Below are 15941 nucleotides of genomic sequence, written 5' to 3'. Positions count from 1 at the left end.
TGGTAGCAGCGACAAACAACAAGATCAGAAGCAGCACCACGCCCAGTGCGACGAGATGTGGTGCGGCTGTATTGGCAAGAGGCGATATGACATTAGGAATTACATTCCTTTACGAAAGAAGTTCTTATTGCAGTTTATGAAACGCCTGCACACTTTTATTTCCTCTTCAAATGACGGTATCACATGGAAGACACTACCGCTGAATGGCAAGAGTATACAATACCATCTAAAATTCTCCAGAAAGTTTCTAAAAAAGAAGACTGTAATAAACTTGACCTGCCGCCACTTTATCATAGTGTCGATCCTGATGCACTTGACGCTCTTAGTACGACGTGTAGAATCCAATTTGAATATATTGGGTACAAGATAATTATTGAAAACGGGAAAGTGACTATTGAGGAATGAGCAGATCTACTTACCGGCTAATTCACTCTAAACGTGTGTGACCAACACCTCAAGAAGGATTCTTTAGCACCCTCAAGCCACATCAACTGCTCGTAGCAGCGACAAACAACAAGAGGAGAAGCAGTGCCTCGCTCAGCGCGACGAGGTGTGGAGAGGCTGTATCAGTAAGGTTGGTCCGGGTACGCAGCACTGTGGCTATCATAAATGTCGTAACGGCACCAAGAAAGCCCAGGATCGATCCGAAGACGCTCGAGAGATACTGTGCGCGGACAACTGGCCGATCAAGCGTATAGTGGAATGCAAAGAGATCAACCCAGGGCGAGTCGTGGAATGCGCGCAACTTGAGTTCGTAGACGGGTGCGATGTGATGGATATCGGGTCCCAGGCCCCAGAGGCCACCGAGTGCGACGAGCCACAGCGGTACCCACGGCGCCAGTCGGTATCGAAGCGCGATCGGTATTATGAGCAACAACAGGAGCGATGCGCCGACGAGGAAGTGAGCGATTGCAGGTGCCATCGGTTTGTGCCGGTCATGTGGCCGGTCGAATGACCTGGTTCGACGGTCATTGGCTTCAGTAGGAGGCCTGTAACTGTCTCTTTGAGTGAAGATGGGTGGTCTCGAGAGCGATATTTGAGGTAGTCTGTAGGCAGCTATCGTCACTGATGGAGGTTCTCGAAGCCGTATTCGGGAGTGACCGACGAAGACCGCTCGAGAGACCCACCTCTAGCGAACGCACCTGGTGCTCGCTAGCTCAATTGTCGAGCATGTCACGCGTGAAGAGGTCAAGCACGCTGCAGACGAGCACGGTGAGCGGCATGGCCACATCGACGAAGGCGACCGTCTCGAAGCGGAGTGCAGTGACAAGGAGTGGTTCAGTGACCGAACCCGCGGCGAGGATTGTACCGGAACTGAGAAACAAGAGCGCGGTTCCGTACAGCGCTGCCCAACTGCAGCCGCGCGCCCACTGGCGCCGGTAGAGGTGGCCAGTACCTGGCCAGCACACAGCCAGCAGATACGCCGGCCATCGTTTCAGGTACACAACGAGGCGAACCACGGTCGTTGCGGGTCGTGTCGATCGGAGAGCCTCGCTGACAGACCGTGGGCCAGTTTCCGTTCGGGGAGGTGCTGAGTCTGACGTCGCCATAGCAACCGTGATCACACTGTCGTGTAAAAATGTCAGTCAGACTTCTGTGTGACACCGTGCCAGTGTGCGATGTGGAGCGGCGGTCGCCCGAACACTTGCTCGCTAGCCAATCGAGATGCACGATACGGTCGCAGAGCCGAGCGAACGGACAGCAAGTCGTGTATCGTCACGTCTGCCCTCGTTCGGTCCAACTCGAGAGTACACACAAACCTCGAGTGAGAGGTCGCGCATGGGCCAAAGAATATGCACTAGCCGCCGTATATTCGAAGAAGCTTGGTTCACGATAGTTGATTTGCCGGAGGACACCATTTATCGCTGGATTTTCTTCACTTGGACGGGTATTTGGACAGAACTCCTTTCATTCGTCTTCGGCAAGCCACCGCAACGTTTCGACGAGGGCCTGTGTGGGTGTATTCACAGTTGTGCGATTCGCAAGTTGGTTCGATTTGTTGATCGGTCCCTCGAGTACACGCCATGTATTGCCGCTCTTTGTGGCTAGGAGCTGCTGTTGCTGGTCATGGTCCTCAACCAGAATCACATCATCATCGAGGTCGAGTTCGATATTGGCCACTGGTTAGTGTTCCATCATCTCTCTTTTGAACGTATCGGTAAGGAACCGACTTGGGACCAACGGCTGTGAGTGGCAGACAGGAGACGTTCGATGGAATCCACGGACAACTATCGTCTCCGGTATAGTTGCTCGACGTTGTACTTGGAAGTGGCCGCCGCAGCCCACTCGAGAACTCCACCCGTTTGCCGAGAATTACGACGCCGACAGAGTGACTGCTAGAGTCAAACCGGCCTTCGGACGAGAGTGTACTCTTCCTGTAACAAACACCCAAACAGCTATCGGCCCATGGTACCAACAGTAATTTATGTCGAGCGGCACCATCGATATCGACGAGTTCGAGAACGCCGACGACGACGAATTCGAGGAACGAAACGACACCGAGCGGATCGTGCTGTTCCTCGACGAGAACGACGACCGGGCGTGGAAGGCGGCGACGATTGCTGACCAACTCGAACTGGATACGGACGCCGTTAGTGCGATCCTCTCGCGACTGAAGGAACGAGGTCTTGTGCGACACAAGCGCCCGTACTGGGCGATTACAGACAACAAGGACCGGCTTCAAGCCGCCTACCGGCTTCACCAGCACCACCAGACTGCAGACGAGCAGTACGGTGAGGAGCATTTCGAGGAGTTGAAAACTGACGAGATGGAGGAAGTGCGGTGACCGCGTTCGAGGAACTGGAACGCAGCGACATTATCTGGGGGACTGATCTACTCTCGGACAAAGGTCGTCCGATGCTCGTTCTGGGAACACCTCGGTTCCCGAACCACGGCATACAGCTGATCACCGTCCTAATCTCCACGAAGGCTTACCACGAAGAATCGCTCACGCTCCGCGACAACGACTACGAAGGCGAGCCACTCGGGGAACGAAGTCGCGTCCTTCCGTGGTAGCTCGCGACTCTCAACAGTGCGTCAGAGGTGGAATTCCACATGCCCTCTCTCGTCGACGAACGCACCGAGGATGTGGCCACACAGTTAATCAGCTACATTTCCTTCTGAGCGAACCGTGCTGTCGTCAACGATGACACCGGGTGATCGAAGTGCGATGTCAGTGCCGATAACACGAATGCGTAGAAACAGGACAACCGAGTCACCCACCCGACCTGTGTCGACTGTGCCATCCAGCCGTGCCCGAATCCCAACGGGCTTGACCACCACGCCTGCGACGGCTGTGGACTCATCGTCGACACGTTCGCAGCACTCACGGTCCCGCGTCGAACTCAGCCATCTCGAAGGAACGATACAACTGTGTGCGAGGAGTATCCCGGTGGGCCAGTTACCTACCGGACACGTGACCTCGAGGAGCACGTTGTAGCGGTTGAGTGAAGTACCTCGGGGATAAGCCCCGAGGCACTCGCCCTACTCAGCCTGTAGAGTACGGCTATCTTCTTGAGGCGAGAGAATCCCGTCGTTCACGACGGGCGTGATCGCCGCACGGTGGATTTACGTATTCTGAAGCCGTATTGGGTGCTGACCGACGCAAAACAAGCCAGATAACTCCGAGTCAGCAGGGCAGAACCTTGACCCCCACTGCCGGATAGGAGTAACGGCGGCGTGGCCCCGCCAGCACCCCGTCGGTGTGCAAACGTAAGTTCCCAACGCAACGGGCCTCGACTCGTGGGAAGCCTCGCCGTTTACGGCGAGGAGGAGGTCACAATTTCGTTCCCGTCCCAATCGTGTATACGGGATACCACGGCGATGACTGAATCATCCGATTCGAACTACAAGAACTCAATTGCGACAGTGGAATCGCTGCCTGCCGGGGGTCTCAGTATGTCCCAAATTGACGCACTCAGTGGATCAGATGCAGCCGAGGTCGCAGCGCCACTCGTTATCGACACCACCTCATCCAGTGTCACCCACTTTGATCTCGTCTTCGATGATACCCACCACTGTCTGGGATGGAATCCGACGGACAATCAGTGGGAACAAATTCTCGTTGTGGTCGATAACGAGGATGAACTCGTCCTCGAGTCGGCGGCCACCGTATACGAAGCGGACTCTAAAGAGGTGAAGATCGGACTCGAACAGAGCAGGAATCCCGAACTCAAAGACATTGCCGAGTTCATCTGGAGGTACGTCGAGTACACTTACCTAGAAACAGACGACCTGCATAATGTAATGGACGAGGCTCTGGAGGAACTATCGGTGGATGAGGAGTGATCCGCTGTGACGGTTACCGTTCTTCGTCTGCGAACAGCTCTTCTTCAAACTCCGAGAACGGACTTGGATCGAGGTCCGGGAGCGTCCAATCTGCCGGAAGATCCTCGGTGACCCCTGTCTCATGAGCAAGCTGGCGAATCCGTTGTTTCACGTCCGGATCCAACGTGAATGTGTAGTCGATCTCCTCTTCCCACTCCCAGTACATCGGAACATGGGGGTTCAGGAAGTCCCGCTCTAGGTCTGCAACCGCTCCGAAGTAGTACCGTGCTGCACCAACCTCAAACGTCATTCGTTCGATGGTTCCGGTAAGAGTCTCGGACGTCACCAATTCTTCGAAAACATCAATTGCCGTGTGCTGGTCAGCATAGAACGCCGTTTTGAGCGTGATACTCGTCCACTTGTGCTCTGTGTCGGCCAGTGCGCGTAACTGGTCACCCACTGAATGGGCAGGATGACCGATCCCCCACCCGTAGGTGTACGATTCTTCGAACGCTACCGCAAATTCGTCCACGTACTCAGGAATCTCACCCAGGTACGCGAGTGCCTCCGCCGGGACCGAATCGAGTCCCTCGGAGAGGCGGGTCCGGACGAGAGAGCGCCCCACTGCGTTCGCAATCACGTGTGCAACCTCAGGAAGCCTGTCTTGTTCTCGCGGGTTATACGCGTCTACGAACTCAACGAGCACGTCCCAGCCGTTCGCTTGCGCTGCCGTATCCAGCCCCTCGGCAAGTGGCTCGTAGTATGCAAACAATATGTCGTGATGAGCATCGTCAGACCGTGATTCAGTCTGTATCGATGTTTTCGTCAGTGCCGTCTCGTACTCCGCGATTGCGCGATAGAGGGCCGACAGGTCGCCTTCTTTGGCTTCCTCGATGATGTCCGGGAGGTCACCCACGAGTGCTGGATATTCGGTCTCGACAGCCACTGAATCAGGAGCCGAGTCAGCTGGTGACGATGAGTCAACTGGTGTATCGTCGGCGGGTTCGGGCGAGCACTCATGAAGCCTGAAACGCGAGAGAGTCTCGAACGACGCACCACAGTGGTCACACTCGTAGCTCATTGACGGTTATACGTCAACCTGGGAAGTAAGATTTTCCTGGTAGTGATTCGCTCGAGGTTCGATCGCGACGGCAGGTGAGAGAGCAAGGTCGCTGTAGGCTCTGGCATCGTCTTCGACGGAGTCACCAGCCATCGTCGCCTGTGCGAGAGTCTGCTGGTCGCGACTGGAGGGAGTCGCCCACTGACGGAGGTCGTGATAGCGATAGGCCTGCGATCGATACTCGTCGACGCGGTCATCCCACTCGGCGTAGGGAACACTGTCGGGGGCATCCTCGAGTAGCGGTGTTCCATCATCGAACGTCAGGCGCATGCAACTACAATCGTCTACGGTCGACGCCGTACTTGGGTTTGCTGGCTATCGCTCGCCTGTGTTCTAGACCATCAGTCATGCTGTGGGGGTGTTCACCAGCGTAATTAAATTGGACGTGTTCGGTACTCATGTATCTCGACAGTGAAGATCGAGATGCGGTTCGGAGACCAGATGAGTAAGTTCCTACATGAGGGAGCACAAAGGGGACGTATGACAATCTACAGGTTCAGAGTCCTGCTGTTGCCGAACCCACCACTGGAGTTTGAGCCCGAGACCGAAGTCTACCGCGAGATCGAGATTGGCGGGTCCAGCACCCTGGCGGATCTTCACGAGGCCATTTTCGACGCGTTCGACCGCTACGATAGCCACGCCTACGAGTTTCTCACACGTGATGAACACGGGATCGCCACTCGGAGCTACGTCCATCCACAGTTGTACAGTGGGGGTGAGAGCTGGCAACCGATGGATGACGATGAGATCGACCGGTTTCTCGAGCGGGCTGTACCCGACGACGCCACCGAAGCGGCCAAAGAGCGGTTTCGCGACCTCCAGTCGAATCCGCCGCCAGAGGGCAACGCCGCGGAGACAACGATCGACGAACTCGATCCGGACACGCTGGGCGCGCTCTCCTACACGTTCGATATGGGCGACAACTGGGAACACTACATCGAACTCCAGGACACGCAGGAGGGATCGCTGGAGGATGATCCGGTTGTTGTCGACGAACAGGGCGCAGCACCGCCACAGTACCCCGATTTGGACGAACAGTAAGCTATGCCACGCGACATCGATCCGCTGACGAGCGCACTCGAGTACGCGACGCCCGGCAAACAGAGTGACGTCTACAGCCTGCTTGCCGCCTGGAACCAGTCGATACAGACTGCACTCGATCGCGGTGGCTGGAGTCGGTTGCAGGAGATCAGGGACCAGTATCTTGAAGGCGTAATCGATCTCTTCGATACCGCCGCGACCGCTGACGGGATCGACTGGACGTTTCTCGAGGAGTGTGTCGATGCATACCCGCCCGGAGTCGGCGATCATCACTGTTCGTCGATACTCGCCAACGTCGTCGCCCGCTGTGTGATCCGGACGCGAATCCGCGAGGGCATCGACACCATTCCGACCTGGGCACTCGAGTACCTCGCCGATGTGACGGTCAAGGACGACAGCGAGTGGGCCTGGGAATCGACCGCCGCGTTCGGCTGGGCAGTCGGTCACCCGAAGGTCGCCGTCCTCGATCGGGCCCTCGAACGTGCTGAGAGCGGCGACGACTCGTGGGCGATGGGAATACTCACACACGCCACGTTCGCCGAACCCGAGGCCGGAATCGATCTTCTCGAACAGCTTCTCGAATCGCCGGATGTCGTTGAGGATCTCGTGTTCGTTGGCTGTCTGCACGCGCCGTTCGAACAGGACTTCCCGGACTTTCCACAGTACTGGGAGCCAGACACCGAACTCGACTACCAGGTGGAGATATCCGACGGCCTACACGAGCGACTGCTCGCCGTCATTGGCTCGTCGATCAACCCTGGCCGTCTCCGACACTTCGATGACTCCTACCGGTTCAATCTGGAACGCGCTGCAGACGAATACGGCCCTGGGAACGACACATGACGGAATACGAAACGCACGTTCATGAGGAAATCGAGACCACGATCGATCGGGCGGGGTTCGACACGCTGGATCCCGCCGCGGTTCGAGTCGACGTCACTGATTCCTTTCGCCGCAAGCTTGGCGAGTACCGTCGGCTCTCCGCTGCTGACCGCGACGCCGAGGCCACAGTCGAATACGAGATCCGGATCGCCCGCCGGCTGTTCGAGGATGGCCGCGACGACCGGTGGCGCGATACCGTCCGTCACGAGGTCGCACACGCGTATGTGCTTGAGACGGTCGGTCCAGACGCCCAGCCCCACGGCGACGCGTGGAAGACCGCAGCACGCCGGGCAGGCGCGGATCCGGTCGCCCGCTACGAGGGAGACAATACCGTCGACGCGGAGTACGTGCTCGCGTGCCCAAGAGGATGTTTCGAGCGCGGATACGTCCAGCGCTCCAAGCGGATCAAACAGCCCTGGCAGTACACCTGTGACGAGTGTGGGACGCGCCCGATCAGCTACGATGTCGGCGAGCGGCCGGCCGATCCCGACCCGGGGACCTGTTACGTCGATAGCATTCCGTGGCGGACACCCGAGGACCAGGATGAGCCAGACGACGCCAGAAGCACTGCCCGCTATCTGCTGGCCTGTCCGAACGGCTGTACGGCCTGGCCTTACCAGCGGCGTACCAAGCGGATCAAAAATCCCTGGCTGTACGCCTGTCCGGAGTGTGACACGACACTCCTCAGTTGCGGCATCGACGACAGTCCGACCGAGCTCGAACCTGGGCGGTGTCACGTCGGGAGCGTCCCCTGGCAGGTACCGCGCATCGTCCACGCCTGTCCCAACGGCTGTTTCAGCACGGGATACGGACAACACACCGAACAGACCCGACAGCCCGAACGCTACCGGTGTGAGGAGTGTGGCGCGCGAACGGTCGCCTATCTCGCGGATGAGCGACCCGAAACCATCGATCCGGGAACGAACTACCTGGAGTGACCGTATCGCCACGCTTTCGGATTCCGTAGGAGGAGATCCCCGAACACAGATACGTCTCCTCCTCGCATATCCAGACGAACACGAACGATGCCACACGAATGCCCCGACTGCGGCGAGACGTTCAACACGTTAAGCCGCCTTCGTCTGCACGACTGTCCGACGGATGAGCCAGAAAGCGAGGACCCGCTGTCGTCGTTCGACGCGTTCCTCGATTCGATTTCGGACGCACTCGGCGCCAACATGCAGCAACGGAGTTCGGAGCGCAAGAAGCGGGGGCTTGAAGCCGCGAGCGACGGGCTGAAAACCACGCTCGAGGAGGCTGCCCAGGGAGACGTCGACGCTGCATTCAGGTTGATCGGCCGGTACGAGCGAGAGCTCCGGGAGTACCACGACAGAGAAGACTACGACACGTATCGCGGGATCCTCTGGGCGTTTTACGAGCCGGCCGCAGCGGCTCTCGACGAAATCGCCACGCGCGAGGGTTGGGACTTTCTCATAGAGGTAATCGATGCCTATTCGCGCGAGAATACAGCCGAGGAGCCCCTCGTGAGCCCGTTCATCGAGAACGTGGTCGGACGCCACGTCATCAGGACGCGACTGAACGATGGCGTTGCGGCAATCCCCGTCGAAGCGTTGGTGTATCTCGGGTCGTTCTGGGAGTCGATGGGAGACGTCAGCGGGGAGGAATCACTCACCTACGGCTGGGGGATCGGCCATCCCGAGTACTCGGTTGCAGACCACGTCCAAGAGGTCGTCACCGAAGAACTGTTCTGGGTGCGGGGCGTGCTCCCACATACGTTCTACGCCGACCAGCACGCCGCGGCCGACCTGCTCGACGCGTTGCTCGCTGACGAGCAAATCGATTACGAAGACCGATACCTACTGGCGTCGATTCTGGCAACGGTCGATCACGATTCAACGCCGAAAATTCCCCGGTACTGGGATCTTCGCGAGGAACTGGACTACCGGTTCGAATTCGACGAGGCAGTTCGGTCGCGGCTGCGAGAGACGATCGAAACCGAGGGTTTCCACCGGCGACTGGGCGAAGACTGGGCGTTCAGCGACATGGAGATATGAGCGACATCGAGAAGAAACTCGAAGAGACGCCGCCGGAGGTACTCCGAACGTTTCTCGCCCGGGAATTGGCAGCCGACCCGGGCCTCGAACGGCGGTTTCATTCCTTTCTGGACACGTCGGATCTCGATGTCTACGAACTACGAGACGAAATCGAATCCAAATACGGGTACCAGTCTGCACCAAACTTCACCACGTACGAAGACCGGGCAGAGTCGTATATCGAGAAGAGGCGATACCGCGACGCTGCGACCATCTATCGTGCGATGTTCGAGGCGAGGCGCGATCACCTCCACGAGTTCGATCCTCATCGGGGTGGCTTCGAACACGACGAAACCTTTCAGGACGCCATCGAGAACTACGCAACCACTATCCGTGAGGCGAACCTCCCGCACGAGGAGAAACGCGAGTACATCGAATACTGTTTCGACCAGTGGCTCAACGAACACGAGGAGGGAGGATTCCCCCCAGCACTTCAGAGAGGCGCTCTGGGAGTTGTGTACGACCGAGGACGACTATCGCTACTGGCAGTCCCTGTTGCGGGATCGACTCGACGAACAGCTCGATTCCGATCGACTCTACGGTAGCCAGTGCGACGAGGATGCGGATACGTGGCGACGCGGTGATCTCACTACCCACGCCGGCGAAGAGGAGTTACTCGACGAATTCACCGAAACCGCCTGGCTGCGCGGCTACGTGGAACTGCTCGACCGCATCGACGAGCAGGCAGAACTCGGAGGCATCCTCAACCGACACTATCCTGCATCTCGACACCTCTGTCTCCGATATGCTCGCCTCCTAGTGGAGGAAGGTGAACGGGAGGCCGCTATTACCGTCGCGGAGTACGGGACTGTGGCATTCTCTGGGTCAGATACAGTCGGGCTCTGTGAGTTCCTTGTCGATCAGTACGAGGAGACGGACGCCGACGCCTTTCGGGATACGATAATTGGGCTGTTCGTCGAACGGACGGACTGGCCGTACTTCGAGCGGCTGAAGGCAGCAACGCCCGACGACGAGCGGGAGCACGTCGTCGACACGATTGTCAACCGACTGGATAGTCAGTGGGACGCCGACACGATCATCGAAATCTACCTGCGAGAGGATCGGATCGAAGACGCCTTCGAGACAGTCACGAACGCCCACGATCTCGATCTGTTCGAAGCCTACATCGACCAACTCGGAGCCCACGATCCCGCCGCGTACTTCGATGCGTATCGTCGCGAAATCAAGAAGGCCGCTACCGACGCGAGTCGTCGCAAGTATTACAGACAGATCGCCGAACACCTCCAGACGATACAGACGCTGGGACGTGACCGACGGTTCGAAAATTTAGCGGTGGCGGTGAGGGTGCCAAGCCCCCGCCCTCAAGGAGCGATCGGAGAGAGCGAGTAGGGCGGGGATACGGCATCCGCACGAGTCTCAAACACGGGACAACCAGAATCTTTACCGTAGAATCTATTGTACATAGAGACACATCGGATGATATACAGCCCTCGCTTTCGATTGCTCCCAACCACCGAGCAACGCGAAGCGATGGACTGGACCCGGAACATCGTGCGGCAAACCTACAACCACGCACTCTGCGAGTTCAACAAAATTCCCAACGACGCGGGCACGCTCCGCCAGCGCGTCTGGAGCATCCGCGACACGCTACCCACGATGAAAGACTGGTGGCCAGACCTGAAACAGGTCTACTCCACCGTCCTGCAGAAGGCCGTCGAGCGCATCCGAGACAACATCGAGAACCTCGGGAAGCTCAAAGCCAAGGGCTACAACGTAGGATCGTTGAACTGGAAAAAGCCCCGAGAGTACAGGAGTTTCACGTACCGCCAATCAGGCTTCGAACTCGACAAGAAGAGTGGCCCGAACGGACGCGGACTCCTCATCCTCACGAAACTTAAGGGCAAAACTCGCGAAATTCCGATTCGCCTCCATCGAGACCTCCCTGACCACGAGCAAATCAAAGAGGTGACTCTCAAGAAAGAGCCGACCGGCGCGTGGTTCGTCTCGTTCTGCATCAAGACTGATACACCCGAGACACCCGCCGTCGAAGACATCCATCCCGATGACACCGTGGGTCTTGACCTCGGTGTGCTCAACTTTATCCACGATTCGGATGGGCGCTCGATCGAGCGGCTCGACCTATCCGCTGACCGCGAGCGGCTCGAACGCGAGCAACGCTCGCTCTCTCGAAAAGAGTACGAATCACACAACTGGGAGAAGCAACGCCGCCGTGTCGCGGAAGTCCACGCCCGGATGTCAAACAAGAAGCGAGACTTCAAGCACAAGCTCGCGCATTTCTACACCACTGAGTACGACGCCGTCTTCGTCGAAGACCTCTCCGTAAAGGAGATGCTCGAATCGCCGGAGAATGCACGGAACAAGGCCGAGGTCGGGTGGCGCGACTTCATTACCATCCTCAAACACCACGGCGAGAAGAACGGCTGTCACGTCAAGGAAGTCGAGCCGCGCGGGACGACCAAGGAGTGCGCCTCGTGCGGCGTTTCGACGTGGAAGCCCATCTGGAAACGCGAGCATTCGTGTCCAGCGTGCGGGTTCGAGCTGGACAGGGATTGGAACGCGTCGGTGAACGTGCTGTCGCGTGGTCTCAACACACTAGGAGTGGTTCACTCCGAATCTACGCCTGCAGAGACTGCGACCGCTGTGGACTCGGTTTCCGTGTCTGCAAGTCGTGTCGTTGAAACGGGAAGCCCCGCCCTCAAGGAGCCGCCGAAGGCGGCGAGTAGGTCGGGGTAGTTCACTGTCGTTCCTGCGAGACGAGTACTCGAATCGGCCGGCGTTTCTCGACGAACTGGAGAAAGCCGGGATCTGAGCCTCGATCAGGATCTCATCCGAAGTAGTTCGGGAGGATGCCGTACGTTCTGGCGAGCGTCACGATTTGTTCCTTGAACTCGTCTGATTCTGTGCCGTGCGATTCCGCGAGTGCTTCGACCTTTGTGGAGTATGCCTCGCGAATTGCGGTCGCTTCGGCCCGTCCATCGACTGTCGGCTCCCAGAGAACTGTAGTCTCGTAGTCACCCGGTTCGAGCGGTGGGCCAAGCCGCTCGCGCTCCCCGACACGCTCAATCAGGCCCCGTTCCTCGAGTGATTCGAGTGTCGTCTCGACCTCTGGTTCGAGATCCGCGTCCGCTGTGAAAAACTGCTCTATCGATGGAAGTCCGGGTTCGTCCCCTGACGTGATGAGATCGAGTTTCACACAGGCTGAGACGAGGTCATCGGTCGTTTTTTCGACGCCACCGTAATCGTGTTTGTAGCGTCTGTCGTGGGTGGTGAGTTGGTCGATGATCGTTCGCTCGATCCACGTCTCGGTTTGCATCGGTTGAAATCTATCCACGAAGACAGAGTAGGCTATCGCACGAGGTGCTAGCCGGGAGCCAAAAGGAGACTGCCTCGTCGCTCTCTATCTGCTCTTTCAGCACAGACTGACGTCAGGCCCGTCCGGCGCGGTGAGAGCGGTCTCTGGTATCTCTGTCCACGCTTCACCTGTTTCAGATCAACACGAGAACTCCTCCAACAGATCCACCAGCATCGGTCGCAACTTGTACTTCTGATAGTGCTCGTCTCGTAAGTCCTCCACGTAGGTACGCCACTCGTCGAGGTTTCCCGACGCCTGGGCTGCCTTTCCCGCGTGCTCCAGCCAGTCCACCGCATGGTGATACTGCTGAGACTGTCCCTCCTCGATGAGAGGCTCGGCCTGCTCCTTGCAGGCGTTGATCGTCCAGTGGGGGTGCTCCTCCCAGACGGCCTCGACGACCGGTTCCACGACCTTGTAATCCGAAAAGCGGTCCGCGATGGCAATGGCCTCGTCGTATCGCTCCGCGTATAGAAAAATCTCGACGTGCCGTCGCGCAGTCCGCTGTCTCGTGTCCTTGTCTGCAAGCGATTCCAGTAGCTCCTCGCGGACGGTTGGCCACTCCTCGCCAGCGAGTTCCTCTGTAGCCTGATAGGCCGCAAGCGTCGGCGAGGCGTCGAACGCAGCAATGGCTGCCTCCAGCGCAATCTCGGATTCGCCCATGCTGCTGGCCCGGTCGCGGAGCCACTCGGCCAGCTCCGCTTGCTCGCTGCTGTCGTCGAGGGTCAATCCGTGCTGGGCAATCTTCAGGGCGGCCTCCGGCCGGTCGTGTTCTCGAAGGGCCTTGGCCAGCGTGAGTGCCTCGTCCGGGGAGTACAGATTGCGTCGGCCGTACTCGATCGCCTCGTCAATCCGTCCCTCCTCGACGAGCATGGTCCCGTAGTCGTCGATCAGGTCCGCAGCCTCCGCCAGGTTCAGGTACTCATCGATGCGGTCTTGGCGTTCGATGACGTTGAGGCGGGCCCTGACGAAGTCCTCGGCATACCACGGCGGATCGCCCTCCCAGAGGTCCGCGTAGCCGATGTCGCCCTGCATCGCCCGCTGGACCGGCTCGAAGTCCCAGCCCCGCTGTGCCGCTTCGAGGGCGACGCTGTACGGTGGCTGGTGGGTATAGCCTTCCATCTCCTGTTCCCACGCCCAGAGCCGCTCTTCCCAGTCGGCACGCTCGGCCTCCGAGAGGTCGGCCGTGAGCAATGCCTCGGCCAGCACTCGGTCGACCTCGTCGAAAAACTCGAAGATCGCGTGCGAATCGTCGTACGAGAGAGCGAGCCACTCCTCGTCCATGAGTTCGTCGACCAGCGGTTCGAGGATATCCAGTGTCGTCTCGCCGTCGCCGGCCTCGACGGCTGTCCGTGCCTGGTCGAGCAGGTTTCGCAACTTCTCGACGTCAGTTTCGACCGCCTCATACGGGTCGTACGCGTGGGCGCTACGTCCCTCGGTGGGACGGAGAATGTACTGCACCTGCTGGCGGATCGACTTCCGATTGATGTCGGGCGTGCGGTCGCGAGCGTCGTCACCCTCATCTCCTGCGTCTAGTGGTTCGAGCCGGGACTCAACCTGCTCTGCCAACTCCGAGTAACTCTCGACGAGGTCGACAAGAACGTCACGGAGATCCTCGGGATCCGCGTCGGCGACCAGTTCGGAGACTGGCGGTCGCTCGTCGATCCTGTCGGGATCACAGACATACGTCAGGAGGACGGCCACACGGTGCTTGCAAATCCCACCGTGATCGTATGGACAGGAACACGCCGTGTCGACGACCCCGGTTTCGTCGAGCTCGATCCGCACCTGGTAGGGCTCGTACTGGCTGCCTTCAACCGCCGCTCGGATCGTCTCACCGCGCCGGACGAGTTCGACAACGGCACCCTCGTCGTAGTAGTTTTCCCCCCGGTCGTATGACTGGGGGCGTGCCAGATCTCGGACTGCTGCCTCCGTAAGTGTCGGGTCGGAACTCGCCATCCTTGTAACGTATCTATTGCCTGGGTCCGTAGTAATACTGTAGTGGACGGCAGGGGGCCGTGTGCCTACGAATCTGGAACCCAGACGCCTTTCACCGGCTGGAAGACGACGTAGGCGTCGACATCCGACGTGTCGGCCGGATGGGCGGTGTGGAGCGTGAGTTGCCCCCTGCTCGTGTGTTCTCGGTTCTGTTCAGTCACCCACTTCTCTGCGTCCGCTTTCGAGCCGAACACAAGTCGACAATCCTCATCGAAATTCGCCTCCGCGAGTGGTGTCTCACGAAAGACCGAGTCTTTGAGTTCCACGATGTAGTCGGCCATGGCTGTTCGTTCGCGGTAGCACCTCTTCAGGATTTCCCGAATTGGGGTCGATTGGCTCTATTGAATCGCCATACGGCGTTGGAATCAGCAGGTTACGTACTGGTTGATGTTATAGACGAGACACATCAGGACAATCTCACGGAACTCGCGGTACCATTCACGCGCTCGGACGGCAGAGCCGTACGAGCGCTTGACCGAGGAATTCACGGTCTTTCACTCACAACAAATACTCCATTCACTATGATCCAGTAATATCATCTAAGTTGAATAATTGGATATCGTCACGCTCGGACACGGCTTCATGTATTGATTGTGTTGCGCCACTTCGTGTGAACAACGCGTATTCCGTGTCAACTTCGCCGGAGTCTGGCGTCCAGCGAATTTTCGACGCGTGATCTTCGAGTGATGACAGAGCACTGTAGTCCAGTGGCGAATTAGTGAACTTGCATTCACCGACAACCATCGTTCCGTCTGTGGTGAACCCGACAACATCCACTTCATGTTCTTTGTACCACCAGCGGCCGATGTCGAGGAACAACTTCTCTGGATACAGGTTCGGGAGTGCATTCTGGCAAAGCGTTTCGAACTTTTGACTGACGAAATCAGGCAGTTCTGGTTCGTTGACATCCTCCTCCGGCTGAACCCGGAGGAATCCCGAGCGTTGGGATATTAGGGTTTGCAGACTCCCTGTTCTCTCGGTGTGAACCGTCCGCTCTCACGGTCGAACAGGAAGACTCCGGGCTGTGCCAACCAGCCGTTACTCATATCCCCGGTCGGGGGACTCTGAGTTATCTTTCTCCGAATGTTCACCGCACCGTTCACGTCTGCGTTCATCGTCGTTTCGCACGACGAACAGACATACAGACCACGCTCTACGCGGTTGCTATCCCGAATCCGCCCGCAACACGAACACGTCTTCGAGGTGTTCTCCTCGTCTACGCGGTCAATGAGGATGCCGTATTCCTCGG

The 15941-nt window shown here is 58.2% G+C and carries 20 protein-coding genes and 3 pseudogenes; 12 read left to right on the top strand and 11 right to left on the bottom strand.

Translation table 11 applies throughout. The features are described 5' to 3' along the window. The first annotated feature begins 183 nt into the window (after nt 1-183). Nucleotides 184-405 (top strand): HalOD1 output domain-containing protein, encoded by a 222-nt coding sequence (locus BSG09_RS15460; protein ID WP_092934665.1) that lies wholly within the window; start codon nt 184-186, stop codon nt 403-405. An 82-nt stretch (nt 406-487) separates the two neighbouring features. On the opposite strand, the gene BSG09_RS15455 is transcribed toward BSG09_RS15460, so the two are convergent. The 3 genes from BSG09_RS15455 to BSG09_RS15445 form a co-directional block, all read right to left on the bottom strand. After that, nucleotides 488-922 carry a hypothetical protein gene (locus tag BSG09_RS15455; protein WP_092934663.1) on the bottom strand — a complete coding sequence of 145 codons (435 nt, stop codon included), beginning with the start codon at nt 920-922 and terminating at the stop codon, nt 488-490. Between the two features lie 235 nt (nt 923-1157). Next, complete coding sequence (locus tag BSG09_RS15450; protein WP_092934703.1) at nt 1158-1460, bottom strand: hypothetical protein; 303 nt, start codon at nt 1458-1460, stop codon at nt 1158-1160. Between the two features lie 448 nt (nt 1461-1908). Beyond that, the gene (locus BSG09_RS15445) at nt 1909-2121 is read right to left on the bottom strand and encodes a hypothetical protein (protein ID WP_092934661.1); all 213 of its coding nucleotides are present in this window, start codon (nt 2119-2121) and stop codon (nt 1909-1911) included. 304 nt (nt 2122-2425) lie between these two features. On the opposite strand from BSG09_RS15445, the gene BSG09_RS15440 reads away from it, so the two are divergent. The 4 genes and pseudogenes from BSG09_RS15440 to BSG09_RS15425 all read left to right on the top strand — a co-directional run bounded on the left by BSG09_RS15440 (nt 2426) and on the right by BSG09_RS15425 (nt 4287). Continuing rightward, complete coding sequence (locus tag BSG09_RS15440; protein WP_092934659.1) at nt 2426-2785, top strand: MarR family transcriptional regulator; 360 nt, start codon at nt 2426-2428, stop codon at nt 2783-2785. After that, nucleotides 2782-3123: pseudogene (locus tag BSG09_RS15435) on the top strand (PemK-like protein). The gene BSG09_RS15440 and the pseudogene BSG09_RS15435 overlap by 4 nt, the downstream one beginning before the upstream one ends. Before the next feature lie 120 nt (nt 3124-3243). Then, nucleotides 3244-3450 (top strand): DUF7558 family protein, encoded by a 207-nt coding sequence (locus BSG09_RS21350; protein ID WP_463508738.1) that lies wholly within the window; start codon nt 3244-3246, stop codon nt 3448-3450. Nucleotides 3451-3897: 447 nt separating this feature from the next. Then, entirely contained in the window at nt 3898-4287 is a 390-nt protein-coding gene (locus tag BSG09_RS15425; RefSeq protein WP_130500302.1) for a hypothetical protein, read from the top strand. Between the two features lie 13 nt (nt 4288-4300). Here BSG09_RS15425 and BSG09_RS15420 read toward each other — a convergent pair whose 3' ends face one another. Together BSG09_RS15420 and BSG09_RS15415 are read right to left on the bottom strand one after the other, a co-directional pair. Further along, nucleotides 4301-5347 (bottom strand): hypothetical protein, encoded by a 1047-nt coding sequence (locus tag BSG09_RS15420; protein ID WP_092934655.1) that lies wholly within the window; start codon nt 5345-5347, stop codon nt 4301-4303. 6 nt (nt 5348-5353) lie between these two features. Further along, entirely contained in the window at nt 5354-5656 is a 303-nt protein-coding gene (locus tag BSG09_RS15415; RefSeq protein WP_254799188.1) for a hypothetical protein, read from the bottom strand. Between the two features lie 210 nt (nt 5657-5866). On the opposite strand from BSG09_RS15415, the gene BSG09_RS15410 reads away from it, so the two are divergent. From BSG09_RS15410 to BSG09_RS15380, 7 genes are all read left to right on the top strand, one after another. Beyond that, nucleotides 5867-6427, top strand: coding sequence for an IS1096 element passenger TnpR family protein (locus BSG09_RS15410; RefSeq protein ID WP_092934653.1), 561 nt, complete (start codon nt 5867-5869; stop codon nt 6425-6427). Between the two features lie 3 nt (nt 6428-6430). Further along, nucleotides 6431-7270, top strand: a complete 840-nt coding sequence (locus BSG09_RS15405) for a hypothetical protein (RefSeq protein WP_092934651.1) — start codon at nt 6431-6433, stop codon at nt 7268-7270. Next, nucleotides 7267-8247: a SprT-like domain-containing protein gene (locus BSG09_RS15400; protein WP_092934649.1), complete on the top strand. Its 981-nt coding sequence runs from the start codon at nt 7267-7269 to the stop codon at nt 8245-8247. The genes BSG09_RS15405 and BSG09_RS15400 overlap by 4 nt, the downstream gene beginning before the upstream one ends. A gap of 87 nt (nt 8248-8334) precedes the next feature. Next, nucleotides 8335-9324: a hypothetical protein gene (locus BSG09_RS15395; protein ID WP_092934647.1), complete on the top strand. Its 990-nt coding sequence runs from the start codon at nt 8335-8337 to the stop codon at nt 9322-9324. Then, entirely contained in the window at nt 9321-9908 is a 588-nt protein-coding gene (locus BSG09_RS15390; protein WP_092934645.1) for a hypothetical protein, read from the top strand. Before BSG09_RS15395 ends, BSG09_RS15390 begins: the two co-directional genes overlap by 4 nt. Next, nucleotides 9817-10713, top strand: a complete 897-nt coding sequence (locus BSG09_RS15385; RefSeq protein ID WP_149782613.1) for a hypothetical protein — start codon at nt 9817-9819, stop codon at nt 10711-10713. Before BSG09_RS15390 ends, BSG09_RS15385 begins: the two co-directional genes overlap by 92 nt. 87 nt (nt 10714-10800) lie before the next feature. Next, nucleotides 10801-12078, top strand: coding sequence for an RNA-guided endonuclease InsQ/TnpB family protein (locus tag BSG09_RS15380; RefSeq protein ID WP_092934641.1), 1278 nt, complete (start codon nt 10801-10803; stop codon nt 12076-12078). Nucleotides 12079-12169: 91 nt separating this feature from the next. On the opposite strand, the gene BSG09_RS15375 is transcribed toward BSG09_RS15380, so the two are convergent. The 6 genes and pseudogenes from BSG09_RS15375 to BSG09_RS15355 form a co-directional block, all read right to left on the bottom strand. Next, nucleotides 12170-12658: a hypothetical protein gene (locus BSG09_RS15375; protein ID WP_092934639.1), complete on the bottom strand. Its 489-nt coding sequence runs from the start codon at nt 12656-12658 to the stop codon at nt 12170-12172. Between the two features lie 177 nt (nt 12659-12835). Further along, nucleotides 12836-14653, bottom strand: coding sequence for an SWIM zinc finger family protein (locus BSG09_RS15370; RefSeq protein ID WP_092934637.1), 1818 nt, complete (start codon nt 14651-14653; stop codon nt 12836-12838). Nucleotides 14654-14718: 65 nt separating this feature from the next. After that, nucleotides 14719-14973 carry a hypothetical protein gene (locus BSG09_RS15365; RefSeq protein WP_092934635.1) on the bottom strand — a complete coding sequence of 85 codons (255 nt, stop codon included), beginning with the start codon at nt 14971-14973 and terminating at the stop codon, nt 14719-14721. 84 nt (nt 14974-15057) lie between these two features. Beyond that, nucleotides 15058-15186 (bottom strand): annotated as a pseudogene (locus BSG09_RS20260) (IS5 family transposase); the annotation flags it as partial. A 25-nt stretch (nt 15187-15211) separates the two neighbouring features. After that, nucleotides 15212-15604 (bottom strand): annotated as a pseudogene (locus BSG09_RS15360) (DUF234 domain-containing protein); the annotation flags it as partial. Nucleotides 15605-15642: 38 nt separating this feature from the next. Next, nucleotides 15643-15941: zinc ribbon domain-containing protein (locus tag BSG09_RS15355; protein ID WP_139246228.1), on the bottom strand; the 299-nt coding region annotated here is incomplete at its 5' end.

Origin of the sequence: Natrinema hispanicum (genome assembly GCF_900111485.1) — an archaeon.
GTDB classification, from domain to species: Archaea; Halobacteriota; Halobacteria; order Halobacteriales; family Natrialbaceae; genus Natrinema; species Natrinema hispanicum_A.
Note: the sequence above shows the minus strand (reverse complement) of the source record. Positions and strands in the feature narration are given on the sequence as shown.

What these genes read in the sequence shown, in the direction of transcription:
- BSG09_RS15405 (WP_092934651.1), top strand. Translation starts at nt 6,431, where the DNA reads ATGCCACGCGACATCGATCCGCTGACGAGCGCACTCGAGTACGCGACG.
- BSG09_RS15365 (WP_092934635.1), bottom strand. Translation starts at nt 14,973, where the DNA reads ATGGCCGACTACATCGTGGAACTCAAAGACTCGGTCTTTCGTGAGACA.
- BSG09_RS15425 (WP_130500302.1), top strand. Translation starts at nt 3,898, where the DNA reads ATGTCCCAAATTGACGCACTCAGTGGATCAGATGCAGCCGAGGTCGCA.
- BSG09_RS15455 (WP_092934663.1), bottom strand. Translation starts at nt 922, where the DNA reads ATGGCACCTGCAATCGCTCACTTCCTCGTCGGCGCATCGCTCCTGTTG.
- BSG09_RS15370 (WP_092934637.1), bottom strand. Translation starts at nt 14,653, where the DNA reads ATGGCGAGTTCCGACCCGACACTTACGGAGGCAGCAGTCCGAGATCTG.
- BSG09_RS15395 (WP_092934647.1), top strand. Translation starts at nt 8,335, where the DNA reads ATGCCACACGAATGCCCCGACTGCGGCGAGACGTTCAACACGTTAAGC.
- BSG09_RS15420 (WP_092934655.1), bottom strand. Translation starts at nt 5,347, where the DNA reads ATGAGCTACGAGTGTGACCACTGTGGTGCGTCGTTCGAGACTCTCTCG.
- BSG09_RS15390 (WP_092934645.1), top strand. Translation starts at nt 9,321, where the DNA reads ATGAGCGACATCGAGAAGAAACTCGAAGAGACGCCGCCGGAGGTACTC.
- BSG09_RS15380 (WP_092934641.1), top strand. Translation starts at nt 10,801, where the DNA reads ATGATATACAGCCCTCGCTTTCGATTGCTCCCAACCACCGAGCAACGC.
- BSG09_RS15375 (WP_092934639.1), bottom strand. Translation starts at nt 12,658, where the DNA reads ATGCAAACCGAGACGTGGATCGAGCGAACGATCATCGACCAACTCACC.
- BSG09_RS15440 (WP_092934659.1), top strand. Translation starts at nt 2,426, where the DNA reads ATGTCGAGCGGCACCATCGATATCGACGAGTTCGAGAACGCCGACGAC.
- BSG09_RS15410 (WP_092934653.1), top strand. Translation starts at nt 5,867, where the DNA reads ATGACAATCTACAGGTTCAGAGTCCTGCTGTTGCCGAACCCACCACTG.
- BSG09_RS15415 (WP_254799188.1), bottom strand. Translation starts at nt 5,656, where the DNA reads ATGCGCCTGACGTTCGATGATGGAACACCGCTACTCGAGGATGCCCCC.
- BSG09_RS15460 (WP_092934665.1), top strand. Translation starts at nt 184, where the DNA reads ATGGAAGACACTACCGCTGAATGGCAAGAGTATACAATACCATCTAAA.
- BSG09_RS15400 (WP_092934649.1), top strand. Translation starts at nt 7,267, where the DNA reads ATGACGGAATACGAAACGCACGTTCATGAGGAAATCGAGACCACGATC.